Below are 21,515 nucleotides of genomic sequence, written 5' to 3'. Positions count from 1 at the left end.
TTTCAATATACTAATCTATTTTTTTGTATGACACCATTCATATATGAACGCTGTTATTACTTTTGTAAATTCAATTAACTGCTCAACTTCAACTTTCTCATTTATTGAATGAGCTTCTTCTAATGTACCTGGTCCGTAAATAACAGCTGGAATGTTAAACTCACTAAACCATCCGCCATCAGTTACCGTTGCTGACATATCTAAAATTGCATTTTTAGATAAAATAGATTCATGTACTGAACTTAGCGTTTTGACAGCAAAATGTTCGCTATCTACTTCTAAAGAAGGAAAAATTTCGCCACGATCCACAATCATTGATTCTCCGCCCCACTTAAATTGTGGTGGGTTCTCTCTTAACCATGGATCTGCTGCTGCCACTTTTCCTAAATACTCTTCTATTTCTTCTATTATTTGTTCATGCGTTTCATTTGGATAAAAATGTACGGTTATCCACAATCGGCACTCATCCGCAATAAATGCCGCATGACGTCCTCCTTCAATAACAGCTGGATTAATTGTTGTTGTTCCAGATGGATAGCCTTCATATGTTTTCATGACTGCCCAATGACGCTCTAATTCTTGTAAGCTTTGGACAATCTTCATCATTTTCTCAATCGCACTCGCTCCAAATAGACGTCCTCCAGCATGGATCATTTGTCTACGTGTTGCATCATGAAACGTTTGCGGGCTTTTCACTGTAATCCATCCAGTAATTACGCCGCCCTGCCCTTGCATATGTAAATTACTTGTATCAACTACTACTGCAAAATCAGCATCATAACCACGCTTACAGCATTGAAGTGTCCCTGCTTCTCCTACTTCTTCGCCAATTACCGATTGAAAAATTAAATCTCCAGGTAATTCAATCCCCACTTCTTCTAAAAGCTGAATAGCAAATAAGGCTCCAGCTAGTCCACCTTTCATATCTGCTGCGCCTCTCCCAACTAACCAACCATCTTTTATAAACGGCTCAAACGGCTTTGTTTCCCACGGTTCGTCCTTTGATACTTCTGCAACATCTATATGTCCATTAATAATGAGACTTTTATGTGACTCACTTGCTGTCCCCTTTTTCACTCCAACAACATTCGGATCATTTGGATATACATCCCACTTATCAATACTAAAATTTCGTTTTTTTAGAAACTCCGCAACAAATTCTTGCGCCTCATTTGTATTTCTTGCTGGTGGTGCTGGTGTTTCAAAACGAATTAAAGTTTTTGTAAGTTCTAGTAGCTCCTCTTTTCGTAAATCAATCTGTTCTAATAGCTGTGAAACTTCTTGATTCATTGCTAATTCCCCTTTGCATACGTAGTATGTTTCCAAATTTATTTTCACAAAAAAAGAGACTGTTTACAATCTTACAGTCTCCAAATTAATCACTATTATAAACTTTCTAATTCAGTTGTATTTGTCTTTTCATTATGTTCTACTTTACTTCTCTTATTTCTGGTAGCACGATAAAATAGTAAACAAACAATCATAAATGGAATACCACAATACAATGCCATTCTTTGTTCTGGAATAAAAGCCATAGCTACAATTACTGTTAAATTTAACACTAAAGCAAGAATTGGAACAAATGGATACAGTGGTGTTTTAAATTTCAAATCCTTAATATCTCCCCCTTGCTTCACGTATGTCCTTCTAGCTAATAGGTTAGATAAAGCAATAGATGCCCAAACTAATATCGCTCCAAACCCAGCAATAGAAAGAAGCCATAAATAAACTGTATCTTCCGCATAAATACCTGATAGTAATGAGAGACACCCTACAAACGTACTTACAATCAATGCATAAATAGGAACACCGTTTTTAGATAACTTACCAAAAATCGGGCTAATCATTCCTTGATTAGACATCGACCATAGCATACGAGAAGTTGCATATAATCCTGAATTCGCAACTGATAGTACCGCTGTAATAATAACGAAATTTATAATATCAGCCGCATAAGGAATACCAATTTTATCAAATACAACTACGAATGGACTTTCTATCACGCCTGCTTGCTGCCAAGGAAATAGTCCCGCAAGAATAAAAATGGATAGTACAAAGAAAACAAGTATGCGCCAAACTGTATTATTAATTGCCTTCGGGATCGTTTTCTCTGGATTTTCACTCTCACCAGCTGCAATACCAACTAGTTCTGTTCCTTGGAATGAAAAATTAACTGCAATCATCGTAATTAAAATTGCTGATAATCCATTTGGGAACAATCCACCATAATCAGTAAAGCTAGAAAACATCGGTGCTGGTTCATTTCCTTTCATATCTAGAAAACCAAACATTGCTGCCCCGCCTAAAATGATAAATGCAATAATTGTAATTACTTTAATACTTGCAAACCAGAATTCAACCTCCGCAAAACTTCTTGAAGATAACGCATTAATAACAAAGAGCAATACGGCAAACACTACGCACCAAATCCATGATGATACATCTGGAAACCAACGTTTCATTAATATACTAACTGCAATTAATTCAATGCCTATCGTAGCCGTCCAGTTTAGCCACGACATCCATCCCACTACATAACCCGCTGCAGGTGAAATATGTTTTGTAGCATATGTTTGATACGATCCTGCATCAGGCATCGCAACCGCTAACTCTCCAAGACAGAGCATCGTTAAATACATAACAAATCCACCGACAAGATACGCTACAATCGCTCCTCCAGGTCCAGCTTCATGAATTGTATAACTGGATCCTAAAAAAAGCCCAGTACCAATAACCCCTCCGAGTGCAATCATAAATATGTGCCGACTTTTCAATTCCCTTTTTAATCCTTGGTTTTGATCCATCATATAAATCCCCCCTTTTCACTTTGCAAACCTATTTAATGTAAGCGTTTTTAAAATTCTTCATAGTAAAAATAATTATTTAAAAGAGCAAAAATACACACTACTTATATTAATCACTACCTGTTATTAAAAGGTCATCTCTCACTGTTATTAATAGTTTTTGATCAGCGATAGCTTGTCCTTCTACCACTTCTAATGATTCGATATAACCACTGATTCCCACTTTAATTTCCACCTGCTGCTTATCTATTGTTTCAATTAACGCTAATTTTTCCCACTCATATACGTAAGAACTTTCAGTAACAAATAATTTCTCTACTTTCCCGTAACAAGGACTATACACGCCTTCTATAACCGTCTTCACTTTATAAATTCCTCCCTCTTATTAATTGAAACTGAAACGTTGCATACACTATAAAGATTCATAATCCCCCTACTCTTTAAATTTAGAGATCTTAACTACTATTCATGCAAAATACGTACCAACCTCAATACCTATGTAAAATTAGGATTTCTTACGAAAAAAATCTGCATAACCGCAAAATTTTTCTATCATTTGAAAATTTTTAAGAGAAAATAGCAAAAAAATTTTGCGATTTTATGAGAATTTTAATAAAATTATAAAAAGTCAGTCTTCATAGGGTATAACGAGGAGAAGATAATACATGCATACAGAAGAAATCAATTTTAAAAAGATTATTGAAATGAATGTGCTATACGAAACTTTACTCAATGAACTCGATATCGGGATCCATATTATTAATGAGGAAAGTAAAACGATTATCTATAACCGCAAAATGATGGAAATTGAATCAATGGATCGCTTAGATGTGCTAGATAAAAATCCTTTAGAAGTATTTGCATTTGAAGAAAATAAAAATAGTACTCTTATAGAGGCTTTAAAACTTGGAAAAACAAACAAAAATATAAAACAAACGTATTTTAACAATAAAGGACAAGAGATTACGACGATTAACGATACTTTTCCTATAATAGAAAATGGAAAAATTAAAGGCGCTATTGAAATTTCAAAAGAGATTAGTCATTTAAAGCAAACAATGAAAACGAACCTTTCTCGAAAACAAAATACTAAGTTTACCTTTGATCACATAATTGGTGATTCTAGAGCTATTCAATCGGTCATTACAGAAGCAAAGAGAGTAATACGTACGCCATCCTCCATACTTATAATCGGGGAAACAGGGACCGGTAAAGAGCTATTTGCGCAAAGCATCCATAATGAAAGCCAGCGTTCAACAAAACCATTTATTTCGCAAAACTGTGCCGCTATACCAGAAACCTTAATGGAAAGTTTACTATTTGGTACAAATCGAGGTGCTTTTACAGGAGCAATAGATAAACCTGGTTTATTTGAAGAGGCAAATGGGGGAACTTTGTTATTAGATGAAATCAACTCATTAAGCCCAGCACTTCAAGCTAAATTGCTGCGGGCTATACAAGAAAAAACAATACGAAGAATCGGAGGTACACAAGAAAAAGAAATTGATGTTCGTATTATAGCAACTATTAATGAAGATCCTCTTGAAGCAATAGCACACAATCGATTAAGACAAGACTTATATTACCGATTAAGCGTTGTTACTTTATGTCTTCCACCTTTACGGGAACGAAAAGAAGATATTGCATATCTTGTTCAACACTTTATTGAAAAATACAATATCCAATTTGATCTTAGCGTAAAAGATGTAGATTTAAACGTAAATAACTTCTTCTATAAATACGATTGGCCTGGTAATGTGAGAGAACTAGAACATATAATTGAAGGCTCCATGAACTTAATAGAAGATGAAGATATCATTACAGCGTTCCATATGCCAACGCACTTTCGCAAACTAGCAAAAAAGGAACTGAATATGCAGACTCCGCTAACTAGTCACAATACTGATACGCCACAAACTTTAAAACGTATAATCGAAGAAATGGAAAAGAAATATATCCATCAAATTCTTAAAGAAAATAAAGGTAATATCTCACAAGCTGCAAAATTTTTAGGATTGAGTAGACAAAACTTACAATATCGAATTAAAAAATTGCACTTACACATATGAAATGAATCTTTCTCCAAGTGTAAAGAAACTGGTAAAATATGTTATAATAAACGTATAATATGCTAGAAAGGGGCAATGTATATGAGTAATGATAAGAAGTTGAAGTTATTACACTACTTAGGTCTTTTCCCTACCATTCTATGTATAATGCTATTCATTGATATGAGCAGCTTTCCTCATGCAAAGCTCTTAGGCACAATTAGCGGCTCCTTTGCAGCTATTATGCTTGCTGCTTTTTGGAATTTGAAGCTACGTATGAAGAAAGAGAAATCTTCTTAATTTCAGAGTGCAAAAAAATCGAGCCTTATCAGCTCGATTTTTTTACTTATTATTAAAATTCAACATTCTCCAAATACAATCCACTCGCCTCAGCAAGACAATTAATTTGATTACGTTGTTTTTCCTCTAAAATGTTTGGAATTGCGTCCGCCTCTAATTGCCCTAATCCAACTTCAATTAATGCTCCAACAATTTTCCGCACCATGTTATGAAGGAATCCGTTACCACTTACTCTAATTTGTACAAATCCTGATTCTTCGGAAACATCAAGTGTATACACTTCTCGAACCATAGATTTTTTCTTAGACTTTGCATTTGAAAAGGCAGTGAAGTCATGTGAACCAACTAAATGTTTCGCAGCTTCTTTCATGCTTTTCACATTTAATTGTTTATTCACGTGCATGCTGTATTTACGCATAAATGGGTTCGTATGCTCTTCATTCCAAATTTTATAAAGATATGTTTTTGCTTTAGAATTGTAACGAGCATGGAAACGATCTGGTACTTCTTCTACACTCGTAATACTAATATCATTTGGTAAATATTGATTTAAATACTTTTTTACTTTATGTTCTACTAACTTCTCATCACTTTGAAAGTTAGCTACTTGATTCAAAGCGTGTACACCAGCATCCGTTCTACTACAGCCGATAATTTCAATTTCTTTTCCGACCATTTCAGATATTATACTTTCGATTTTCCCCTGAATCGTATTGTCATTATTACCAAGACGTTGCCACCCTTTATAACGCGCACCATCATATTGAATCGTCAATTTATAATTGTTCATTATATTCTCCTTACTTCCATTCGCTAAATAAAATATACCCTCACATAGCTCCTGCTTTGTGAGGGACATATCCTTATTGAATGTTACTTTCTAACAAGTTTCACTACATTTTCTACATGCGCAGTATGCGGGAACATATCAACTGGTTGTACATACTCCACTTCATAGCTCTCCATTAATGTTTCCACATCACGTGCTAATGAGGACGGGTTACAAGACACGTAAACAACTTGTTTCGGTTTCACTTTTAAAATCGTTTCAAGTAATTTATCATCACAACCTGTACGCGGTGGGTCGACAACAATGACATCTGGACGCCAGCCTTCTTTTACCCACTTTGGTAACCATTGTTCCGCTTTACCAGCTTCATACTTTGCATTTGTGAATCCGTGGCGTTTTGCATTTTTCTTTGCATCCTCAATCGCTTCTGGAATTACATCCATACCACGTACTTCCGCTGCATCATTCGCAAGCCAAAGTCCAATCGTACCGACACCACAATACGCATCCACAATCTTCTCGTTTCCTGTTAAAGCAGCTGCTTTTTTCGCTTCATCGTATAAAACAACTGTTTGTTCTGGATTTAATTGGAAGAATGCGCGTGCTGATAATTCAAATGATAAATCACCTAGTGTTTCTTGAATTACTTCTTTTCCAGCTAATTTAAATGTTTTATCACCGAAAATAACAGATGTTTTACGCCAGTTTACGTTTTGCATAATTGATTTAACACTTGGCATTTGTTTTTGCACTTCTGCGATAAATTGATCTTTATTTGGTAATTCTTCTTTTGTTGTAATAAGTGTGACTTGCACTTCCCCTGTTTGAACTGCAGTACGTGTCACAATTGTGCGTACTAAACCTTTTTGTTTTTTCTCATTGTAAATAGAAACATTTAATTTTTCTAATATACGTCTTACAACTTTTGTCGCTTCATTCGTTGCTTTATGCTGAATCATGCAATGAGAAATATCAATTAACTGATGTGAGTTTTGCTTATATAACCCTGTAATAACCTTTTCGTCTTTACGCCCCACTTGCAATTGACTTTTATTACGATAATGCCATGGATTTTCCATACCAAGCGTCGGACGAATTTTCTCTTCCAGACTGTTATTCATGTACTTCTCAAATGCTTGTACAACGATATCACGCTTTTGATTTAATTGTTCTTTATAATCTAAATGCTGCAATTGACAGCCACCACACTCCTCATATACTGAACATGGTGCTTTCACACGATGTGGTGAGGATTTACGAACTTTTTTCACTTTCGCTTCAGCGAAGCCACGCTGAATTTTCGTTGCTTCAGCAACAACTTCTTCTCCTGGTAATGCCCCTGGAATGAAAACAACTTGTCTCTTAAAATAACCAACGCCTTCTCCGTTAATCCCAAGACGTTTAATTGTCACAGGAAACGTTTGACCAACTTCCAACTTACTCTCTTGTTGCTTTTGTATCATTATTACACCTCTACTCTATACTTTTCCATAAATATAACGCTGCATAACTGCAATATGGTTCACACTCTTGTTTCACTTTTTCTAAAAATGCATCATCAGGCTTATTATCTAATTGAAATACACCTTGCACTGCGCGCTGAATTCCAATGTCTGCTTTTGGAAACATATTTTTCCGACCAAGCCCAAACATTAAAAAGTTTTGCACTGTCCATGCTCCAATACCCCTTATTGGTAACAATTGTGCCGATACTTCTTCTTCTGTTTCGTTTTGTATCCTTGCTAAATCTAATTTACCGCCTACAATATGTTTTGCTAATCCTACTATATATTCGGCTTTTCGCTGACTAAACTTCTGCTCTCTCAATTCTTCTATTGAAATGTTTGCTACTCTTTCTGGTGTTGGGAAAAAGAAAACGCCGTTCTTCTCTGTCCCATATCGTTTTACAAATTGATCTGTTAGCACAGTAGCAAATTTCAAATTTATTTGTTGATGAATAATACAGCGAAGAAGACAAGCGAAATAATCAAATTCTAAAATAATTGGAGTATAAGCATATGTTTCAAATAGTGGACGTAATGATGTGTTTAAAAAATGATTTTGTATATTTTGAAACGGTTCATTCCAGTGAAAAATGGATCTCATTCGTTTCATTACTTTCTCTTGATCTCCTGCCTGACTAGAGATCCAAAACTGTGGATTTTGAACAGTACCAATCCCTTGCAAACGAACAACAATCTGTTCTTCGTCTATAAAAAGCGGGACATAAATTACTTTCTCGTCTAATTGAATAACGTTTAACGGGTCGAAAGATAAACGCTTTAGTACTTCCTCAAAATGGTACGGATATTCTAACGTAACATGTTCGCTCCACATACGTTTCCCCATCCTTTTTACACATCATTATAGCATGAGAAAACCGCAAGCATACATGCTTACGGTTGATTGCTTTTTACTAAATCATCTAGGCTTTTAAAATGATACCCTTTCTCGCGCAAATCATCAATGATTTTCGCAAGTGCTTCTGCATTATCTTTTGATATTGCATGAAGTAACAAAACAGATCCTGGATGAATCATAGTCATTACATTATTATGAGCGTATTGCCATCCTCTTTGCTGATCTACTTTCCAATCAAGAAATGCAAGCGACCAAAACACGTTATAATATCCCATGTCTTTCGTAAGCGCTAGCGTTCTTTCACTAAACACGCCTCGCGGAGGGCGTACATATTTCACTTCTTTTTGCCCAGTAACTTTTTTAATCTCTTCCGTTACGCTCGTTAATTCTTCACGAAGTTTTGCATCATTTACTGTTGTAAAATCTGGATGACTCCAAGAATGATTACCAATAATATGTCCTTCATTTTTCATTCTTAATAATAAATCTTTTTGTGTTTTTATATAATGTCCCGTCACAAAGAAAGTTGCTGGTACTTTTTTCTCCTTCAGTACATCTAAAATCTTTCCTGTATATCCATTTTCGTATCCATTATCAAATGTTAAATAAATATCTTTTTTCTTCGTATCTCCTAAATAAAACCCACCATTTTTTTGTAGTAATTCTGTATATAGTTTCCCTGCATCTGGCACCGTTTCATTTTTAGGACGTGGGATTCCCCAGTTATGTGGTGTATTCGTATAAGCAAATGTTGAAACTGGAACAAGTGCCATCATAATTGAAAAAATGAGACCTATATATAACCATTTATATTTCATAAATAGTCTCCTTTCCATATATAATCGTACCTGTAGTTTCTGTTTCCCTGCTTTCTTTCATGCTGAACATGTTTTTCTATATATACCAAAAAAATGCACCTCGAATAATTCGAGATGCACTTCTCTTTACTTAAATACAGGTTCTTTAAAGCTCGCCAATTTTTCAAGTGATGTTTTATCAACATCAGCATGTAGACTTTTACCATGAGAATCCATCGTTACAACTGCTTTAAAACCATCGATACGTAAATGCCACATTGCCTCTGGGATACCGAATTGTAAGAAATCAACATCTTTCACTTCTTTAATACATTCAGCATAATATTGCGCTGCACCACCAATTGCATTTAAGTACACACCACCGTGTTCTTCTAAAGCTGCTAATGTTTTAGCACCCATACCACCTTTACCAATTACAGCACGAATACCGAACTTTTTCATAATATCACCTTGATATGGCTCTTCACGAATACTTGTCGTTGGACCTGCCGCTTTAATTTGCCAATTATCATTTTCATCTTTCACTACAACTGGACCACAATGATAAATAATTTGTCCCTTTAAATCTACTGGACAATCGTTATCCATTAAATGTTTATGAATCGCATCACGTCCTGTATACATCATGCCGTTAATTGTAACAACATCACCAACACGAAGTTCACGAATTTGCTCTTCTGTAATTGGAGCTTGTAATACGATTTCACGCTGCTCTGTTTGTTCTTGCGCAGCATCTTGCTGAAGTGTATCTTCACCTTCCTGGTACAACCAATCCATAATTTCACCTGTTTCAGGATGAATTGTTACACCAAGACGACGATATGCCCAACAATTATACGCAACAGATACGTAGAAGCTCGCTGGCAAACGATTATATACTCCAATTTTGCAACCTAATAAAGTTGTTTCTCCGCCAAATCCCATCGTACCAATGCCAAGCTTATTCGCATTCTCTAATACATACTCTTCAAGCTTGTGTAATTCTGGAACTGGATTTACATCATCTAATGTACGGAATAATTGATTTTTTGCTAATTCGTAACCTGATGTGCGGTCTCCCCCGATACCGACGCCGATTACTCCTGCGCTACACCCCTGACCTTGCGCTTGATATACTGCATGAAGAAGGCATTTACGAATTCCTTCTAAATCACGCCCAGCTCGTCCAAGTCCTTCTATTTCACAAGGCAGACTATATTGAATATTTTTATTCTCACAACCGCCGCCCTTTAAAATTAAACGTGCATCAATGTAATCTTTTTCCCATTGTTCAAACTTAATAACAGGTGTACCTGGTCCTAAATTGTTTCCGCTATTGTCTCCAAAAAGAGAATCAACAGAGTTTGGACGAAGTTTACCATCTTTTGTCGCCCGCTCAAGCGCACTATAGATAGCTTCCTTCAGTTTTAATTGATTCACACCAACTGGTGTATAAATTTTAAACGTTGGCATCCCTGTATCTTGGCAAATTGGCGAGATATTATCATCTGCCATTTTAATGTTATTCGTAATTGTGCCAAGTGCCATCGCCGAACGAGTTCCTGCATTTTCTCGTTCTTTCGCTTGTTGAATTGCGCGACGAACATCTTTCGGTAAGTTCGTTGACGTTTCAACAATTAGTTGATACATGCTTTCTTGAAGCTTTTCCATTGTTACTTCCCCCTCAATTGTGAACGCTACCAAAACGTTATGAAATGAAAATTCCATTGTTATACTCTTCAGCTGTTTATTTATTTCACGCCATTAAAGGTTAAATGAAATTTTTCACAACTTGATTATACCTTTTTTTCTATATTCCTTCTATTATCCGTACAGAAAAAGGCTGCCAATTTTGTAGTGGCAGCCTTTTTAATATATTATTCGTCTTTTTTAAATTGCTCACATTTCAGTTCTAATTCATCTAACATTGCAAGAAGACGATCTACATCTTCTAATTCTACCTCTTCTGGTTCAATCGTATCAATTACTTCAATGAACATATTTAAACGTTCTTTCAAATATACTAGTTGTGAATCTTTACCTTGAATTGCTTTTCCCATGAAGGCACTCTCCTTTTAATTCGAGTTGCTTTTATTATACCGCAAAAATGATTGCTATGGGCATGTAATTTCATCAATTTCGTCACAGTAATTCATTATAATGTAAGCCCTCTCTCTTTTTTTACAAAAAAGTTTCACTTTATAAAAAGCTCATATTCTTCTATTATAGAGAATGGACAAATTGTTATTTCAATAGTCAAAGGAGTATTTCATATGACGATATCACAAATAATGAAGCCGATTACTCCTTCTTACGATCCATGGGAAGCGTATATGGACCTTGAAGAGTACGGCAAACTACTATTAACAAACGTTGAGTTTACAACGACGACGTTATGCAATATGCGTTGCGAGCATTGCGCTGTTGGTTACACATTACAGCCGAAAGATCCAAACCCGCTTCCGATGGAGCTTTTATTAAAACGATTAGATGAGATTCCTCATTTACGTTCTTTAAGTATTACAGGCGGAGAACCTATGCTTTCAAAAAAATCCGTCGACAACTATGTAACACCACTCTTAAAATACGCCCATGAACGAGGCGTTCGCACTCAAATTAACTCAAACTTAACTATAGATTTAGCACGTTACGAACAAATTATTCCCTACTTAGATGTATTGCACATTTCACATAACTGGGGAACAATCGATGACTTCGTTGAAGGCGGATTTGCAATGATGGAGCGTAAGCCTACTTATGAACAGCGCGCTAAATTATTTGAAAGAATGATTACAAATAGTAAAGCTCTATCAGAGGCAGGTGTACTCGTATCAGCCGAAACTATGTTAAACAAACGAACTCTACCACATATTGAACATATTCACCGTCAAATCGTTGAAGAAATGGGCTGTAAACGTCATGAAGTTCACCCGATGTATCCGAGTGACTTCGCTAGCACACTTGAAATTTTAACAAAAGAAGAAATTCGAAATGCAGTTGAACATTTATTAGAGATCCGTGATGAAAATGTGTGGATGTTATTCGGAACATTACCTTTCTATGCATGTAGTGATAATAAACACGATTTAGCTACACTAAAGAAATTACATGAAAGTAAAAATGTAACTGTCCGCAATGATCCAGATGGTCGTTCTCGTTTGAACGTAAATATTTTCGATGGAAATATTATCGTGACCGACTTCGGTGATGTCCCGCTTCTAGGTAATGTACAAACAAATACACTACAAGAAGCTTACGACAAATGGTGTGACTCAAAAACAGCAAAATCATTAAGTTGCCATTGTCCTGCCGTGAAATGCCTTGGACCAAACGTTCTTGTAAAAAATAGCTACTATCCAAAAGAAGATTTCTTATCAAAAACATCAAACATTATGTTATAAAGTGAAACTTTAATCAGTGGTTGTTTTGTTCATCCCCCACTGATTATTAGCCCACACCAATCGGGAGTTTACGGGCAGCAGGGCCTCCCACCTAACTTCTTTGCTCCAGCCGAATTTTGAGGTGGGAGTTTTACTGCCCGCAAATAGCGGGATAAATAAAAAACGTCAGCTTATAGGCTGACGTTTTTTATTTCATTGTGCATGCGATGAAGAAACAAATTTAAAAAATAAATGATCATGAATTGGAATAGCGGCTCCGATTCCTTGAGATGTAATATTTTTCACGACAAGCTTTTTTTGATTCCCTTTTAACACAAGGTAGACTTCTCCAAATGTTACTTTTCCTTTTTCATTTACTGCTGGTGTATACGCATATAAATATCCAAGTTGACTTGGACTAATATTATAAACACGCTCATGTCCGGTACCATAACCAATGGTTGTTTTAAATGAAAGTGGCAATTGTACTTTTTCAAGCGCTTTTAGAAGCATCATTTTTTTCACATCTGTAGTATCTTTCATATCTGCTGTTAAATCACCTTCGATTGTCTTTTGGGTTTCTTGCTTATAGCGAAGTGGGTATAAGCGATCCCCTCCGCGATTATCATATACATTTCGATTTACTTGCTTATATTCCCAATTAATCGATGTGTCTATTGACTCATAATTTAATGCCCATTGCCCTAAATAAATTTTCGCTCGGTACCCTACTGCAAGCGGTGCATTCGAAATTGTCGTTTCATTAAACATTCGAATTAAATCTGGGTTTTCAATTTTGATATTTGCTGTTTTCAATAGTTCTTGCGCAAACTTACTTGGCTGTAAACGCGGTAAATCTTGTGCATCATTTGGAAATGTATTATCCTTTGAAATATTTAAAACAGATGAAGGCATTTTTACTTCTACCGTTGTCTTTGCAAAACTACTGTTAGGAAATAATAAAATAAACGAGACCATGGTTGAAAGACATATGCTGTATATTCGTTTCACCTGTCTGGCTCCTTCCTATGTAAAGGTATATAAATTACTGTATTTAGTGTTTTCCCTCTGAAGCATTGTTATCCCTATTTTTCATAATAAATAAAAACCAATTCCCATAATGATATACGCAGCTAATAAAGTGCCTCCTTCAAACCAGTTTGTATCCCCATCATTTGAAATAGCAATAGTTAAGAAAACAGCTGTAATCATAGAAACAAGTTCTGGTATTGTAAATACTAGAGGCATCTTTTGTGTAAAAAGCATCGAAAGAAGTACTAACACAGGAGCAACAAACATGGCGATTTGTAATGTAGAACCTACTGCAATTTCTACTGCAATATTTACTTTATTTTTATATGCCATAATAATCGCAGATGCATGTTCTGCTGCATTACCAACAATTGCAACGATAATAACCCCTATAAATAACTCTGACCAGCCAAACGACTTTGCGACCGTTTCAAAAGTATGTACGAGTGCCTCTGACACATAAGCAACTGCAAGTGTTGCTATCGCTAAAACGAGTAGCGCTTTACCTTTGGACCACTCCGGCTCTTCCTCATGCGCTACTTCATCACTTTTATGTTGATATACACCGCGGTGCGTAACTAACTTAAATAGCAATGCAGCAAGATACATAATGATCATGATAATAGAAACACCAATACTTAATTGATACGTCTTTCCAGCATCCATCTTCATTGAAAAAATCTCTGGAATAACAAAAGCTACGACAACAGCAAATATTAATAAAGCTGAATTATGTCTTGCATCATAAACATTGAAACTTTGTCTTTTATACTTAAGGCCACCTATAAAGAAGGATAACCCTCCTACCAATAATAAGTTTCCAAGTACAGAACCAGTTAAGGAAGCTAAAACAACTTCTGTTAATCCTGCCTGGAGTGCAAAAATTGAAATGATAAGTTCCACGGCATTACCGAAAGTTGCATTTAATAAACCACCTATCCGAGGCCCAGAAACAATTGCTAAACTTTCTGTCGCCCTCCCCATAAAACCAGCTAATGCAATAATAGTAATGCAGTATACAGCAAACATAATAGTTTGTGGCCAATGAAGTGTTTTTCCGATTACAGAAAGTGGTACACCTATAAGCGCTACTATGAGAAATATTTTATTAAACATGCTTTTCATCCTTCCATCGTATGTATTTCTCCTCGATATTATTATTATTCATCTCCTAACTTGTCCGATTTCATCACAATTACGTTTAAAAAATCGGATTGAAGAAAACAGTATGAAAGATATTTAAATTATCTTGTCCAGACAGAAAAAATTATGAATTATGAAAAGAGGCTAAAAATATGCACTTAAAAGAAAAAATCGCAACTATTATTCAAGGTCAACGCACTGGTGTATTATCTACTGTACGTAACGATAAGCCACATAGCGCCTTTATGATGTTTTTCCACGAAGATTTTGTACTATATGTTGCAACAGATCGAAATTCAAAAAAGATAACAGATATTGAAAAAAACCCCAATGTACATGTGCTACTTGGACGTGAAGGAAAGAAATTAGATGAGGATTACATTGAAGTTGAAGGCATAGCTTCCATCGAAGAAGATCAAACATTAAAAAACAAATTTTGGACTAATAGCTTAAAACGCTGGTTACTCGGTGCGGAAGACCCTAATTACGTACTAATAAAAATCAATCCTGATACAATTTATTACATCGATGGTGCCGGTACGACCGAGCCCGAGTTTTTACGACTATAAAATAAAAACAAGCCCCCTTAGGTGGGCTTGTTTTGTCGAAAGGTTCTTCTGAAAAAAACAATAAAATAGGTGGAACTTTCTAAAGATTCTGTTATATAATAGCAGTAACTTAAATAAACTGTATTAAAACAGATTGAGGGGAGAAATTAAAATTGATGAAAAGAGAAGAACGAAAAAACATGATTGAGTTTATTGAAAAGAAAAAAGGGATTGAACGTGACGAATTATTATTTATGACAGACGATGAAGTAGAGCATATTTATAATGTAACGTACTTTTTATATGAAGAAATAGCAGAGTAGTATAATAAACCCCCACCTTATTAAAAATATAGGGCGGGGGTTTATTTCGTTTTTATACATGAGAATGATTTTCATGTATAATAATGTAAGATTGGAGGAGTTTCACTATGAGTTCATGGCTATTATTCGCACTATTATCAGCAATTGCTGCTGCCCTCGTATCTATTTTCGGAAAGATTGGCTTAGATGGAATCGATGCCAACGTCGCAACAACGGTTCGCTCTATTATTATGGCATTATTTATGGTAGGAGTTATTATTATACAAGGTAAATTTCAAAATATCGGTGATGTCCTCCTAAATAAAAAAGCACTGCTATTTATCACATTAAGTGGAATCGCTGGTGCTTCGTCATGGCTATTTTATTTTCTTGCGTTAAAAACAGGAAAAGTTTCACAAGTAGCACCTATCGATAAATTAAGTGTAGTATTTTCCATTATTCTCGCGATGATTATATTAGGTGAAAAGTTAAACTTTATGACCGGTATTGGTGTAGTCTTTATTACAGCTGGTGTATTATTTATTGCTTTCAGCTAAAAAAACCGCTATTATTAGCGGTTTTTTCTTTTCCTTATGTAAATCCACACAATCAATATTACAATTGCCGAAACTAATAAAATCCATATTCCATAATGATGTAAACTATATTCAACAAAGCGCCACTTCTCTCCCAGTTTCCAACCTAAGCCAATAAAAACACTTATCCAAATTAGTGCACCACCGTAAGCATACAAACAAAATCGCCACAATGTTAAATTTGAAACTCCAGCAAAATATGCTGTTAAATGACGTACTCCCGGTATAAAGTAGCCAATCATTAAAAGAAATGGACCGTATTTTTCAAATAAAATGTGTGTTTTTTCAATATGATGTTCCTTAATTCTAACTTTCGGACCATATTTTTTTAAAACAGGGAGCCCGAGTTTTAAACCTAATATGTAACTTAATGTAATGCCAAGCATTGCACCTGCCATTCCACTTAAAAAAGCAGCTGTTCCTGACATAACTCCTTTTGAAATGTTATATCCAATAAAAGTCAATAAAAACTCATCCGGTATAGGTAATCCAACAATCCCGCCAGCTAAAGCTATAATAATTCCAAAATATCCATAATGTGCGATTAACTCGCCAATATGTTGTTCCATTCGGAAGACACATCCTATACACGATCGTTATCCCATATTGTGCCCATTCTATCTTTAAGACAAACATGGTATACATATTCACTATACATTGTTTTTATAATGAACTCTACTTCTATTCCATTCCTTAAATAGAGATTTAATCAGTGGTTTTTTATCCATCTCCACTGATTATTAGCCTGAACCAATCGGGATTTTACGGGCAGCAGGGCTCCCACTTAACTTCCTTGCATTCGCTCAATTTTGGAGTAGGAGTCTTACTTCCTATAAATAGCGAGATAAAAAAATAAAAATTCATAGGCTTATTTTTTTGTTACAATAAAGGGAAGTTACTTTTTGCAACGGTTTAACTCTCAAGAAAAATGATATATCTAGCAAAAACATAGTTTGGTCTATATAATGCAACTTCTACCTATTAGAGTAACATGCACCCTTTTACATACAACATCATTTTTCTAAATTATACAGGGGGAACGAACATGACCATTGAAAAACAATTTATCCAAAAGATTTACTATAAAACATTTTTAACAGAAGACTCTTCCATTCCGGTAGCGGAAGTACTCGGTGAAGCATATATAAATGAATCAAAGAATGAATTCTCCAATATATCTAATGTTCGCTTTGCACAAGGTGAAGTTTATTTTCAAACTAACGACTTTGAAGCCGCTATATTCAAATGGGAGAAAGTAAATAATGAACTTGCTCTCTGGGCTATGAAGAATATTGCAGATGCTTATTTCGAATTAGATTTCTTGCCAAAAGCAGAAGAAATTTATACATCTATCCAAACAGAAGATACAACTCTTACAATGGAAGTCTCCCTACAACTTCTTTCTCTTTATATAGAGCAAAATCGTTTAGGATTAGCATTTAAGACGATTAGCGAGGCTGTTGCATTTCAACCAGACTATCCAAATATTACTGCAATCGCTCGATCGTTCTATGAAAAACAAGAAGATTGGAATAATGCTATTGAACTCGCTGTTCAAGAAGGAATTCGAACAAAATCATTACACTGGTTCGATACTTTAATCAATTATGTGAACAGAGGCTTTACTAAAAAAATTAAACCTGAGTATTTCTATGAATCTTTAAAAGCCTTATATACAATTGATCAAGTTCAATTTAAAGAGCTTGTTATCTCACTTTGGAACAGCTATGAAAATGAATCATTCCATCTACCTTGGATTCAAACAATAAATCACCTATTCTTACATGTTGAAGTAGATGCTCATGACGATTGGAATGAAATTTCTACTCGCTATCAAGAGACGTACTTCGAATTGATTACTGGACAACATTTCATGCACGAATTACAAGGACTTGTACCAGATTTATTAACAAATTGGTTTAGTTTAATGAGAGCGGAAGATTCTTTACTTGTCTCCGCAGCAGTATTAGCATGGAATGAAGTTTCACCGACAACTCTAGAATCATTACTCGTAAAAAGCGCAGGTGCCTTACTTTCAAATGCATCAGCTCATGCAAATGTTGATATGGCAGACGTATCAGCATTATTTGAAACGATTGCTGTATGGGCTGAGAAGAATGATGTAGATTTAGGTCATCAATTCACACTACTTGTTCGTGAGTTATACGATTTAACTGTTACACAACTTCTAGTAGCAGGAGCTAGCGATTATGATAAATCAGCCTTTATTAACTCTATACTAGGAGAAAATATATTAAATGAGGCTATAACAACTTCAATTACATTTAAAGATGATAGTCAAACTGAAATAACTGAGCTTACAGAACTAGATATACGAAATATACCAAACTTTGACGAACTTCATAACATACTAGCGGTACCTTCTCAGTCAAAACTAGAAAGAAAATGTATTGAAGTTAAATTACCAAGTAGATTTTTACGAAAAAATAAGTTTTCATTCCTTGTCACACCTACTGTGCATGGACAACTTGACAAAAACAGCTCTCACTTTGAATACTTACAGGCAGCAGATAGTCTCATCTATGTCCTAAATTCAGCTGCACCATTACATGATGAAGAGCTCGATACATTATTATATATTCGTGAGCAAGTACCAAATTTACAAATTAAATTCGTCTTACAAACAATTGATACGAATACTAGTGAAAATATCACGAACAGCATTAAAAAGAAAATACTCGTACATTTCCCAGAAGCACACTTTTTCCCTTACTCTCCTTCACAAGAGAGTAGTGAACAGCTAGGTAACGTAACAGACTCTATTCTTTCTAACCTTACTAAGCGTAACGTGGAAAAAGAACGCATTGAAAAATTATTATGGTTTATCCAAAAAACAATTGCATACCTTGTAAATGAACGTGTGGAATTAGAAAATACGTTAGTGAAATCCGTTCGCTGGAATAAACATATTTTAGTAAAACTTGATGGTTTTATTAATAATCTTACTGCCATTCAAAAAGATAAAATTCGTTCTATTACAGAATCTTATCTCTTAACGAAAGAAGAGATTACGCAGGATATACATTCTCAAATTCCTGAATTGTTGCAGAGTTGCTCTGACCTCGTTCAAGAAGATAGTGATTTCAAACTGGTCCATGAAGAACTAAATGTAGCAATGAATGAAAGAATTCAAAAACATGTACAGCAAGTGCTTCTTCCTAAATTTACTGGGTCTATTCAAGAATGGATTGAAACTGCTCATAATGAATTCATTCAAGCTCAGGCTTATTTAGATGAAATGAGCGATACCTTTAATAAGCTCTATGAGGAAGAGCGTATTAAACTTCCTTGTGATTTCAAATTACTAGATGACTGGGATAGAGATGTTGCAAGAATGACGAATAGAATTACAGTAGCTAACATCAATATTTTATTACGCTTTACACCGACACAATTTTTCTTAAAGAGTGCAGGGAAATTATTCGGTAATATGCAAAAAAATCAATCTATGCTATCAAATAAATATAAACAATATATTGAAACAGAAGATTATACAGAAGTTGCTCAGATGATTTCAAAACAATTCTTCCTTCAATTTGAAGTATTTGAAGGTGCGCTAGAACGGGATATCATGATGTTCTTTAAAGACCCTCTTAGCATATTGAAACAAACCGTAGAAGCAGCCCAACTTGAAATACAAGAAGATGAGCAAACATTAACAAAGCTAAGAACAAACCCAGAAACTTATCATGATCCTTTAACACTCTTTAAATTGCAATTGTTACAACGAAAATTCATGTTAAATATCGACCAAAATAATGAACATATTGCTTCACAAGAAACAATAAATAAAACACCAACTGTTTAAATAAGAAAAACCAAGCAACTAATTCGCTTGGTTTTTCTTATTTTTAATCTACAATTTTCACATGTTCAAATGGATAATATATCGCCATGAACTTTCCTAATACTTCTGTTCTATCAATGAGCCCTAAGCCGTTCCTACTATCCCTACTAACTAAACGATTATCTCCCATCACAAAAATTTTATTTTTAGGAATTGTAATCGGTCCAAAATCTTCAGTTAAATTGATAAGTAATTTTTCTGCCTGTTTTTTATTATTCTTTAAATACTCTTCATTTTTCACTTGATGATTAACATATAATTGATCATTCTTCATCTCAATTACATCTCCTGGTAATCCAATAACTCTCTTCACATAGAAATTATCTGTCTTCACGACAATAATATCCTCTCTCTCATAACTTTCAAATCTCTTTGCAAGTTTATTAATAATTACTTTATCTCCATCTTGTAACGTCGGCCTCATCGATGCTCCTTTTACAGTCGTAGGGAAAAACAAAAAGATTTTTGCCAAAAACACTAATAAACATGCAATTGCAATTATTTCAAAGAATTCACGCAAACATTTTTTCTTTTGCATCATTCCACCATCTCATCATCTTTTTATTTTTATTATAAGTACTCCGACTGGTTAATTTCCACAAAATTCTGAATTATAACATTAGAATATTACAAATATAAAAATAATAATCCCTATAAATTCACTATTTTTATATACTATGTTTTCCATCTATCAAACAGGACTTTTCCTATGAAATTTATGCTTAGAAAGTATAAGATACTACACAAATTAAACAAACAAATATAATAGCATAGCAATAAAAAAGATACTCTCAAAATAGTCTATCAACTATTTTTGAGAGTATCTTTTTATAATCCTACATATACAATACACATCTGCGCTGCGACATATGTAAACCAAATCCAAAGCGGTTCATACTTCAGTTTGCGCCCTCCGATATCTGTCACGCCGATAATAAAATCAGAAATCACAAACAGTAAACCACCAAGTGCTGGTATCCACCATATTCCTATATTCTCGTAATATAAGGCGAATGCAAAACATGCCATTCCTCCAACCCACAAACCGTAAATTAGAGCGCCTATTGTAAAAAGTTTGTCTTGTTTTTCATTTCGAATAAAGAAAAACCACCCTATAATTAGAAAGAGTCCGTATACGAATAAACCGATCCAAAAACCATTCCATGAAATACCTGTTTGTAAAAATGCTTTCACATAGAAACAATGTGCAAGAGCGAAAGTAACCATTCCTCCAATTAATCGATGACCAACTGGAATTAATCCTGCCATAAATAAATCCCCTACAGTTGATAAAGTCATACCGAGTGCAACCCACGTACTGTACTCAGCCGATGGATCTTGTAACCATATCCAAATTGCACTTCCTGTTAAAGAAAAACTAAGAATAAGACGAACTGCTAAAGGTAACGGCATATTATTTCTCGTTCTCTTCGTCTGTCCTATTGCATAAATTGCTCCCATTAAAAAAAGAATAATTTGCCCGACTAACACAATGTAAAGTACATTCATAATATGTTCTCCTCAATAAATGCATTATTCTATCTTT

The 21,515-nt window shown here is 34.8% G+C and carries 21 protein-coding genes; 7 read left to right on the top strand and 14 right to left on the bottom strand.

Annotated elements, in window-relative coordinates; all coding sequences use genetic code 11:
- Positions 1–15 precede the first annotated feature (15 nt).
- The 3 genes from MKY90_RS02460 to MKY90_RS02450 form a co-directional block, all read right to left on the bottom strand.
- Positions 16–1,338: an acetylornithine deacetylase gene (locus tag MKY90_RS02460; RefSeq protein ID WP_280526913.1), complete on the bottom strand. Its 1,323-nt coding sequence runs from the start codon at positions 1,336–1,338 to the stop codon at positions 16–18.
- A gap of 47 nt (positions 1,339–1,385) precedes the next feature.
- On the bottom strand, positions 1,386–2,807 hold the full coding sequence (locus MKY90_RS02455) for an amino acid permease (RefSeq protein ID WP_061674659.1): 1,422 nt from the start codon (positions 2,805–2,807) through the stop codon (positions 1,386–1,388).
- A gap of 106 nt (positions 2,808–2,913) precedes the next feature.
- On the bottom strand, positions 2,914–3,168 hold the full coding sequence (locus MKY90_RS02450; RefSeq protein ID WP_002010281.1) for a biotin/lipoyl-containing protein: 255 nt from the start codon (positions 3,166–3,168) through the stop codon (positions 2,914–2,916).
- 301 nt (positions 3,169–3,469) lie between these two features.
- Between MKY90_RS02450 and MKY90_RS02445 the strand changes: the two genes are divergently transcribed.
- Together MKY90_RS02445 and MKY90_RS02440 are read left to right on the top strand one after the other, a co-directional pair.
- A complete protein-coding gene (locus tag MKY90_RS02445) occupies positions 3,470–4,873 on the top strand; it encodes a sigma-54 interaction domain-containing protein (protein ID WP_341090225.1) in 1,404 nt (467 codons plus the stop codon).
- An 81-nt stretch (positions 4,874–4,954) separates the two neighbouring features.
- Complete coding sequence (locus tag MKY90_RS02440) at positions 4,955–5,152, top strand: hypothetical protein (protein ID WP_002140273.1); 198 nt, start codon at positions 4,955–4,957, stop codon at positions 5,150–5,152.
- A gap of 52 nt (positions 5,153–5,204) precedes the next feature.
- On the opposite strand, the gene truA is transcribed toward MKY90_RS02440, so the two are convergent.
- From truA to MKY90_RS02410, 6 genes are all read right to left on the bottom strand, one after another.
- Entirely contained in the window at positions 5,205–5,942 is a 738-nt protein-coding gene (gene truA / locus MKY90_RS02435; protein ID WP_002125027.1) for a tRNA pseudouridine(38-40) synthase TruA, read from the bottom strand.
- An 83-nt stretch (positions 5,943–6,025) separates the two neighbouring features.
- Entirely contained in the window at positions 6,026–7,405 is a 1,380-nt protein-coding gene (rlmD, locus tag MKY90_RS02430; RefSeq protein ID WP_002029595.1) for a 23S rRNA (uracil(1939)-C(5))-methyltransferase RlmD, read from the bottom strand.
- A 10-nt stretch (positions 7,406–7,415) separates the two neighbouring features.
- The gene (locus MKY90_RS02425) at positions 7,416–8,279 is read right to left on the bottom strand and encodes a DNA-3-methyladenine glycosylase family protein (protein ID WP_002125025.1); all 864 of its coding nucleotides are present in this window, start codon (positions 8,277–8,279) and stop codon (positions 7,416–7,418) included.
- A gap of 59 nt (positions 8,280–8,338) precedes the next feature.
- Entirely contained in the window at positions 8,339–9,121 is a 783-nt protein-coding gene (gene pdaA / locus MKY90_RS02420; protein WP_002029593.1) for a delta-lactam-biosynthetic de-N-acetylase, read from the bottom strand.
- 126 nt (positions 9,122–9,247) lie between these two features.
- Positions 9,248–10,771, bottom strand: coding sequence for a class I fumarate hydratase (gene fumA / locus MKY90_RS02415; RefSeq protein WP_088293327.1), 1,524 nt, complete (start codon positions 10,769–10,771; stop codon positions 9,248–9,250).
- Positions 10,772–10,977: 206 nt separating this feature from the next.
- Positions 10,978–11,160: an SE1561 family protein gene (locus tag MKY90_RS02410; RefSeq protein WP_002010264.1), complete on the bottom strand. Its 183-nt coding sequence runs from the start codon at positions 11,158–11,160 to the stop codon at positions 10,978–10,980.
- A 213-nt stretch (positions 11,161–11,373) separates the two neighbouring features.
- Here MKY90_RS02410 and yfkAB point away from each other — a divergent pair, with 213 nt between their 5' ends.
- The gene (yfkAB, locus tag MKY90_RS02405) at positions 11,374–12,501 is read left to right on the top strand and encodes a radical SAM/CxCxxxxC motif protein YfkAB (protein WP_063219475.1); all 1,128 of its coding nucleotides are present in this window, start codon (positions 11,374–11,376) and stop codon (positions 12,499–12,501) included.
- 192 nt (positions 12,502–12,693) lie between these two features.
- Here yfkAB and MKY90_RS02400 read toward each other — a convergent pair whose 3' ends face one another.
- Together MKY90_RS02400 and cax are read right to left on the bottom strand one after the other, a co-directional pair.
- The gene (locus MKY90_RS02400) at positions 12,694–13,491 is read right to left on the bottom strand and encodes a YfkD famly protein (protein WP_063219476.1); all 798 of its coding nucleotides are present in this window, start codon (positions 13,489–13,491) and stop codon (positions 12,694–12,696) included.
- Between the two features lie 81 nt (positions 13,492–13,572).
- Entirely contained in the window at positions 13,573–14,628 is a 1,056-nt protein-coding gene (cax, locus tag MKY90_RS02395; RefSeq protein ID WP_341090219.1) for a calcium/proton exchanger, read from the bottom strand.
- Positions 14,629–14,807: 179 nt separating this feature from the next.
- Between cax and MKY90_RS02390 the strand changes: the two genes are divergently transcribed.
- From MKY90_RS02390 to MKY90_RS02380, 3 genes are all read left to right on the top strand, one after another.
- Complete coding sequence (locus MKY90_RS02390) at positions 14,808–15,224, top strand: pyridoxamine 5'-phosphate oxidase family protein (protein ID WP_002125015.1); 417 nt, start codon at positions 14,808–14,810, stop codon at positions 15,222–15,224.
- A gap of 155 nt (positions 15,225–15,379) precedes the next feature.
- Positions 15,380–15,526, top strand: coding sequence for a BH0509 family protein (locus MKY90_RS02385; RefSeq protein WP_000817786.1), 147 nt, complete (start codon positions 15,380–15,382; stop codon positions 15,524–15,526).
- Between the two features lie 107 nt (positions 15,527–15,633).
- Positions 15,634–16,062, top strand: a complete 429-nt coding sequence (locus MKY90_RS02380; RefSeq protein ID WP_002029573.1) for an EamA family transporter — start codon at positions 15,634–15,636, stop codon at positions 16,060–16,062.
- Between the two features lie 14 nt (positions 16,063–16,076).
- Here the strand turns inward: MKY90_RS02380 and MKY90_RS02375 are convergent, their stop codons facing one another.
- Positions 16,077–16,670, bottom strand: a complete 594-nt coding sequence (locus MKY90_RS02375) for a DedA family protein (protein WP_002029574.1) — start codon at positions 16,668–16,670, stop codon at positions 16,077–16,079.
- 476 nt (positions 16,671–17,146) lie between these two features.
- Between MKY90_RS02375 and MKY90_RS02370 the strand changes: the two genes are divergently transcribed.
- Positions 17,147–19,930, top strand: a complete 2,784-nt coding sequence (locus tag MKY90_RS02370; RefSeq protein WP_098167588.1) for a tetratricopeptide repeat protein — start codon at positions 17,147–17,149, stop codon at positions 19,928–19,930.
- 43 nt (positions 19,931–19,973) lie between these two features.
- Here MKY90_RS02370 and lepB read toward each other — a convergent pair whose 3' ends face one another.
- Both lepB and MKY90_RS02360 read right to left on the bottom strand, forming a co-directional pair.
- Positions 19,974–20,510 (bottom strand): signal peptidase I, encoded by a 537-nt coding sequence (gene lepB, locus MKY90_RS02365; RefSeq protein WP_002029576.1) that lies wholly within the window; start codon positions 20,508–20,510, stop codon positions 19,974–19,976.
- A gap of 287 nt (positions 20,511–20,797) precedes the next feature.
- A complete protein-coding gene (locus MKY90_RS02360) occupies positions 20,798–21,478 on the bottom strand; it encodes a lysoplasmalogenase (protein ID WP_063219479.1) in 681 nt (226 codons plus the stop codon).
- Positions 21,479–21,515 lie beyond the last annotated feature (37 nt).

Source organism: Bacillus sp. FSL P2-0099 (assembly GCF_038007445.1).
Taxonomy (GTDB): Bacteria; Bacillota; Bacilli; order Bacillales; family Bacillaceae_G; genus Bacillus_A; species Bacillus_A mycoides.
This window is presented reverse-complemented; position numbering and strand designations above follow the sequence as displayed.

What these genes read in the sequence shown, in the direction of transcription:
- MKY90_RS02445 (WP_341090225.1), top strand. Translation starts at nt 3,470, where the DNA reads ATGCATACAGAAGAAATCAATTTTAAAAAGATTATTGAAATGAATGTG.
- MKY90_RS02425 (WP_002125025.1), bottom strand. Translation starts at nt 8,279, where the DNA reads ATGTGGAGCGAACATGTTACGTTAGAATATCCGTACCATTTTGAGGAA.
- MKY90_RS02370 (WP_098167588.1), top strand. Translation starts at nt 17,147, where the DNA reads ATGACCATTGAAAAACAATTTATCCAAAAGATTTACTATAAAACATTT.
- MKY90_RS02390 (WP_002125015.1), top strand. Translation starts at nt 14,808, where the DNA reads ATGCACTTAAAAGAAAAAATCGCAACTATTATTCAAGGTCAACGCACT.
- truA (WP_002125027.1), bottom strand. Translation starts at nt 5,942, where the DNA reads ATGAACAATTATAAATTGACGATTCAATATGATGGTGCGCGTTATAAA.
- MKY90_RS02455 (WP_061674659.1), bottom strand. Translation starts at nt 2,807, where the DNA reads ATGATGGATCAAAACCAAGGATTAAAAAGGGAATTGAAAAGTCGGCAC.
- MKY90_RS02410 (WP_002010264.1), bottom strand. Translation starts at nt 11,160, where the DNA reads ATGGGAAAAGCAATTCAAGGTAAAGATTCACAACTAGTATATTTGAAA.
- rlmD (WP_002029595.1), bottom strand. Translation starts at nt 7,405, where the DNA reads ATGATACAAAAGCAACAAGAGAGTAAGTTGGAAGTTGGTCAAACGTTT.
- MKY90_RS02375 (WP_002029574.1), bottom strand. Translation starts at nt 16,670, where the DNA reads ATGGAACAACATATTGGCGAGTTAATCGCACATTATGGATATTTTGGA.
- MKY90_RS02380 (WP_002029573.1), top strand. Translation starts at nt 15,634, where the DNA reads ATGAGTTCATGGCTATTATTCGCACTATTATCAGCAATTGCTGCTGCC.
- pdaA (WP_002029593.1), bottom strand. Translation starts at nt 9,121, where the DNA reads ATGAAATATAAATGGTTATATATAGGTCTCATTTTTTCAATTATGATG.
- yfkAB (WP_063219475.1), top strand. Translation starts at nt 11,374, where the DNA reads ATGACGATATCACAAATAATGAAGCCGATTACTCCTTCTTACGATCCA.
- MKY90_RS02385 (WP_000817786.1), top strand. Translation starts at nt 15,380, where the DNA reads ATGAAAAGAGAAGAACGAAAAAACATGATTGAGTTTATTGAAAAGAAA.
- MKY90_RS02440 (WP_002140273.1), top strand. Translation starts at nt 4,955, where the DNA reads ATGAGTAATGATAAGAAGTTGAAGTTATTACACTACTTAGGTCTTTTC.
- MKY90_RS02360 (WP_063219479.1), bottom strand. Translation starts at nt 21,478, where the DNA reads ATGAATGTACTTTACATTGTGTTAGTCGGGCAAATTATTCTTTTTTTA.
- cax (WP_341090219.1), bottom strand. Translation starts at nt 14,628, where the DNA reads ATGTTTAATAAAATATTTCTCATAGTAGCGCTTATAGGTGTACCACTT.
- lepB (WP_002029576.1), bottom strand. Translation starts at nt 20,510, where the DNA reads ATGATGCAAAAGAAAAAATGTTTGCGTGAATTCTTTGAAATAATTGCA.
- fumA (WP_088293327.1), bottom strand. Translation starts at nt 10,771, where the DNA reads ATGGAAAAGCTTCAAGAAAGCATGTATCAACTAATTGTTGAAACGTCA.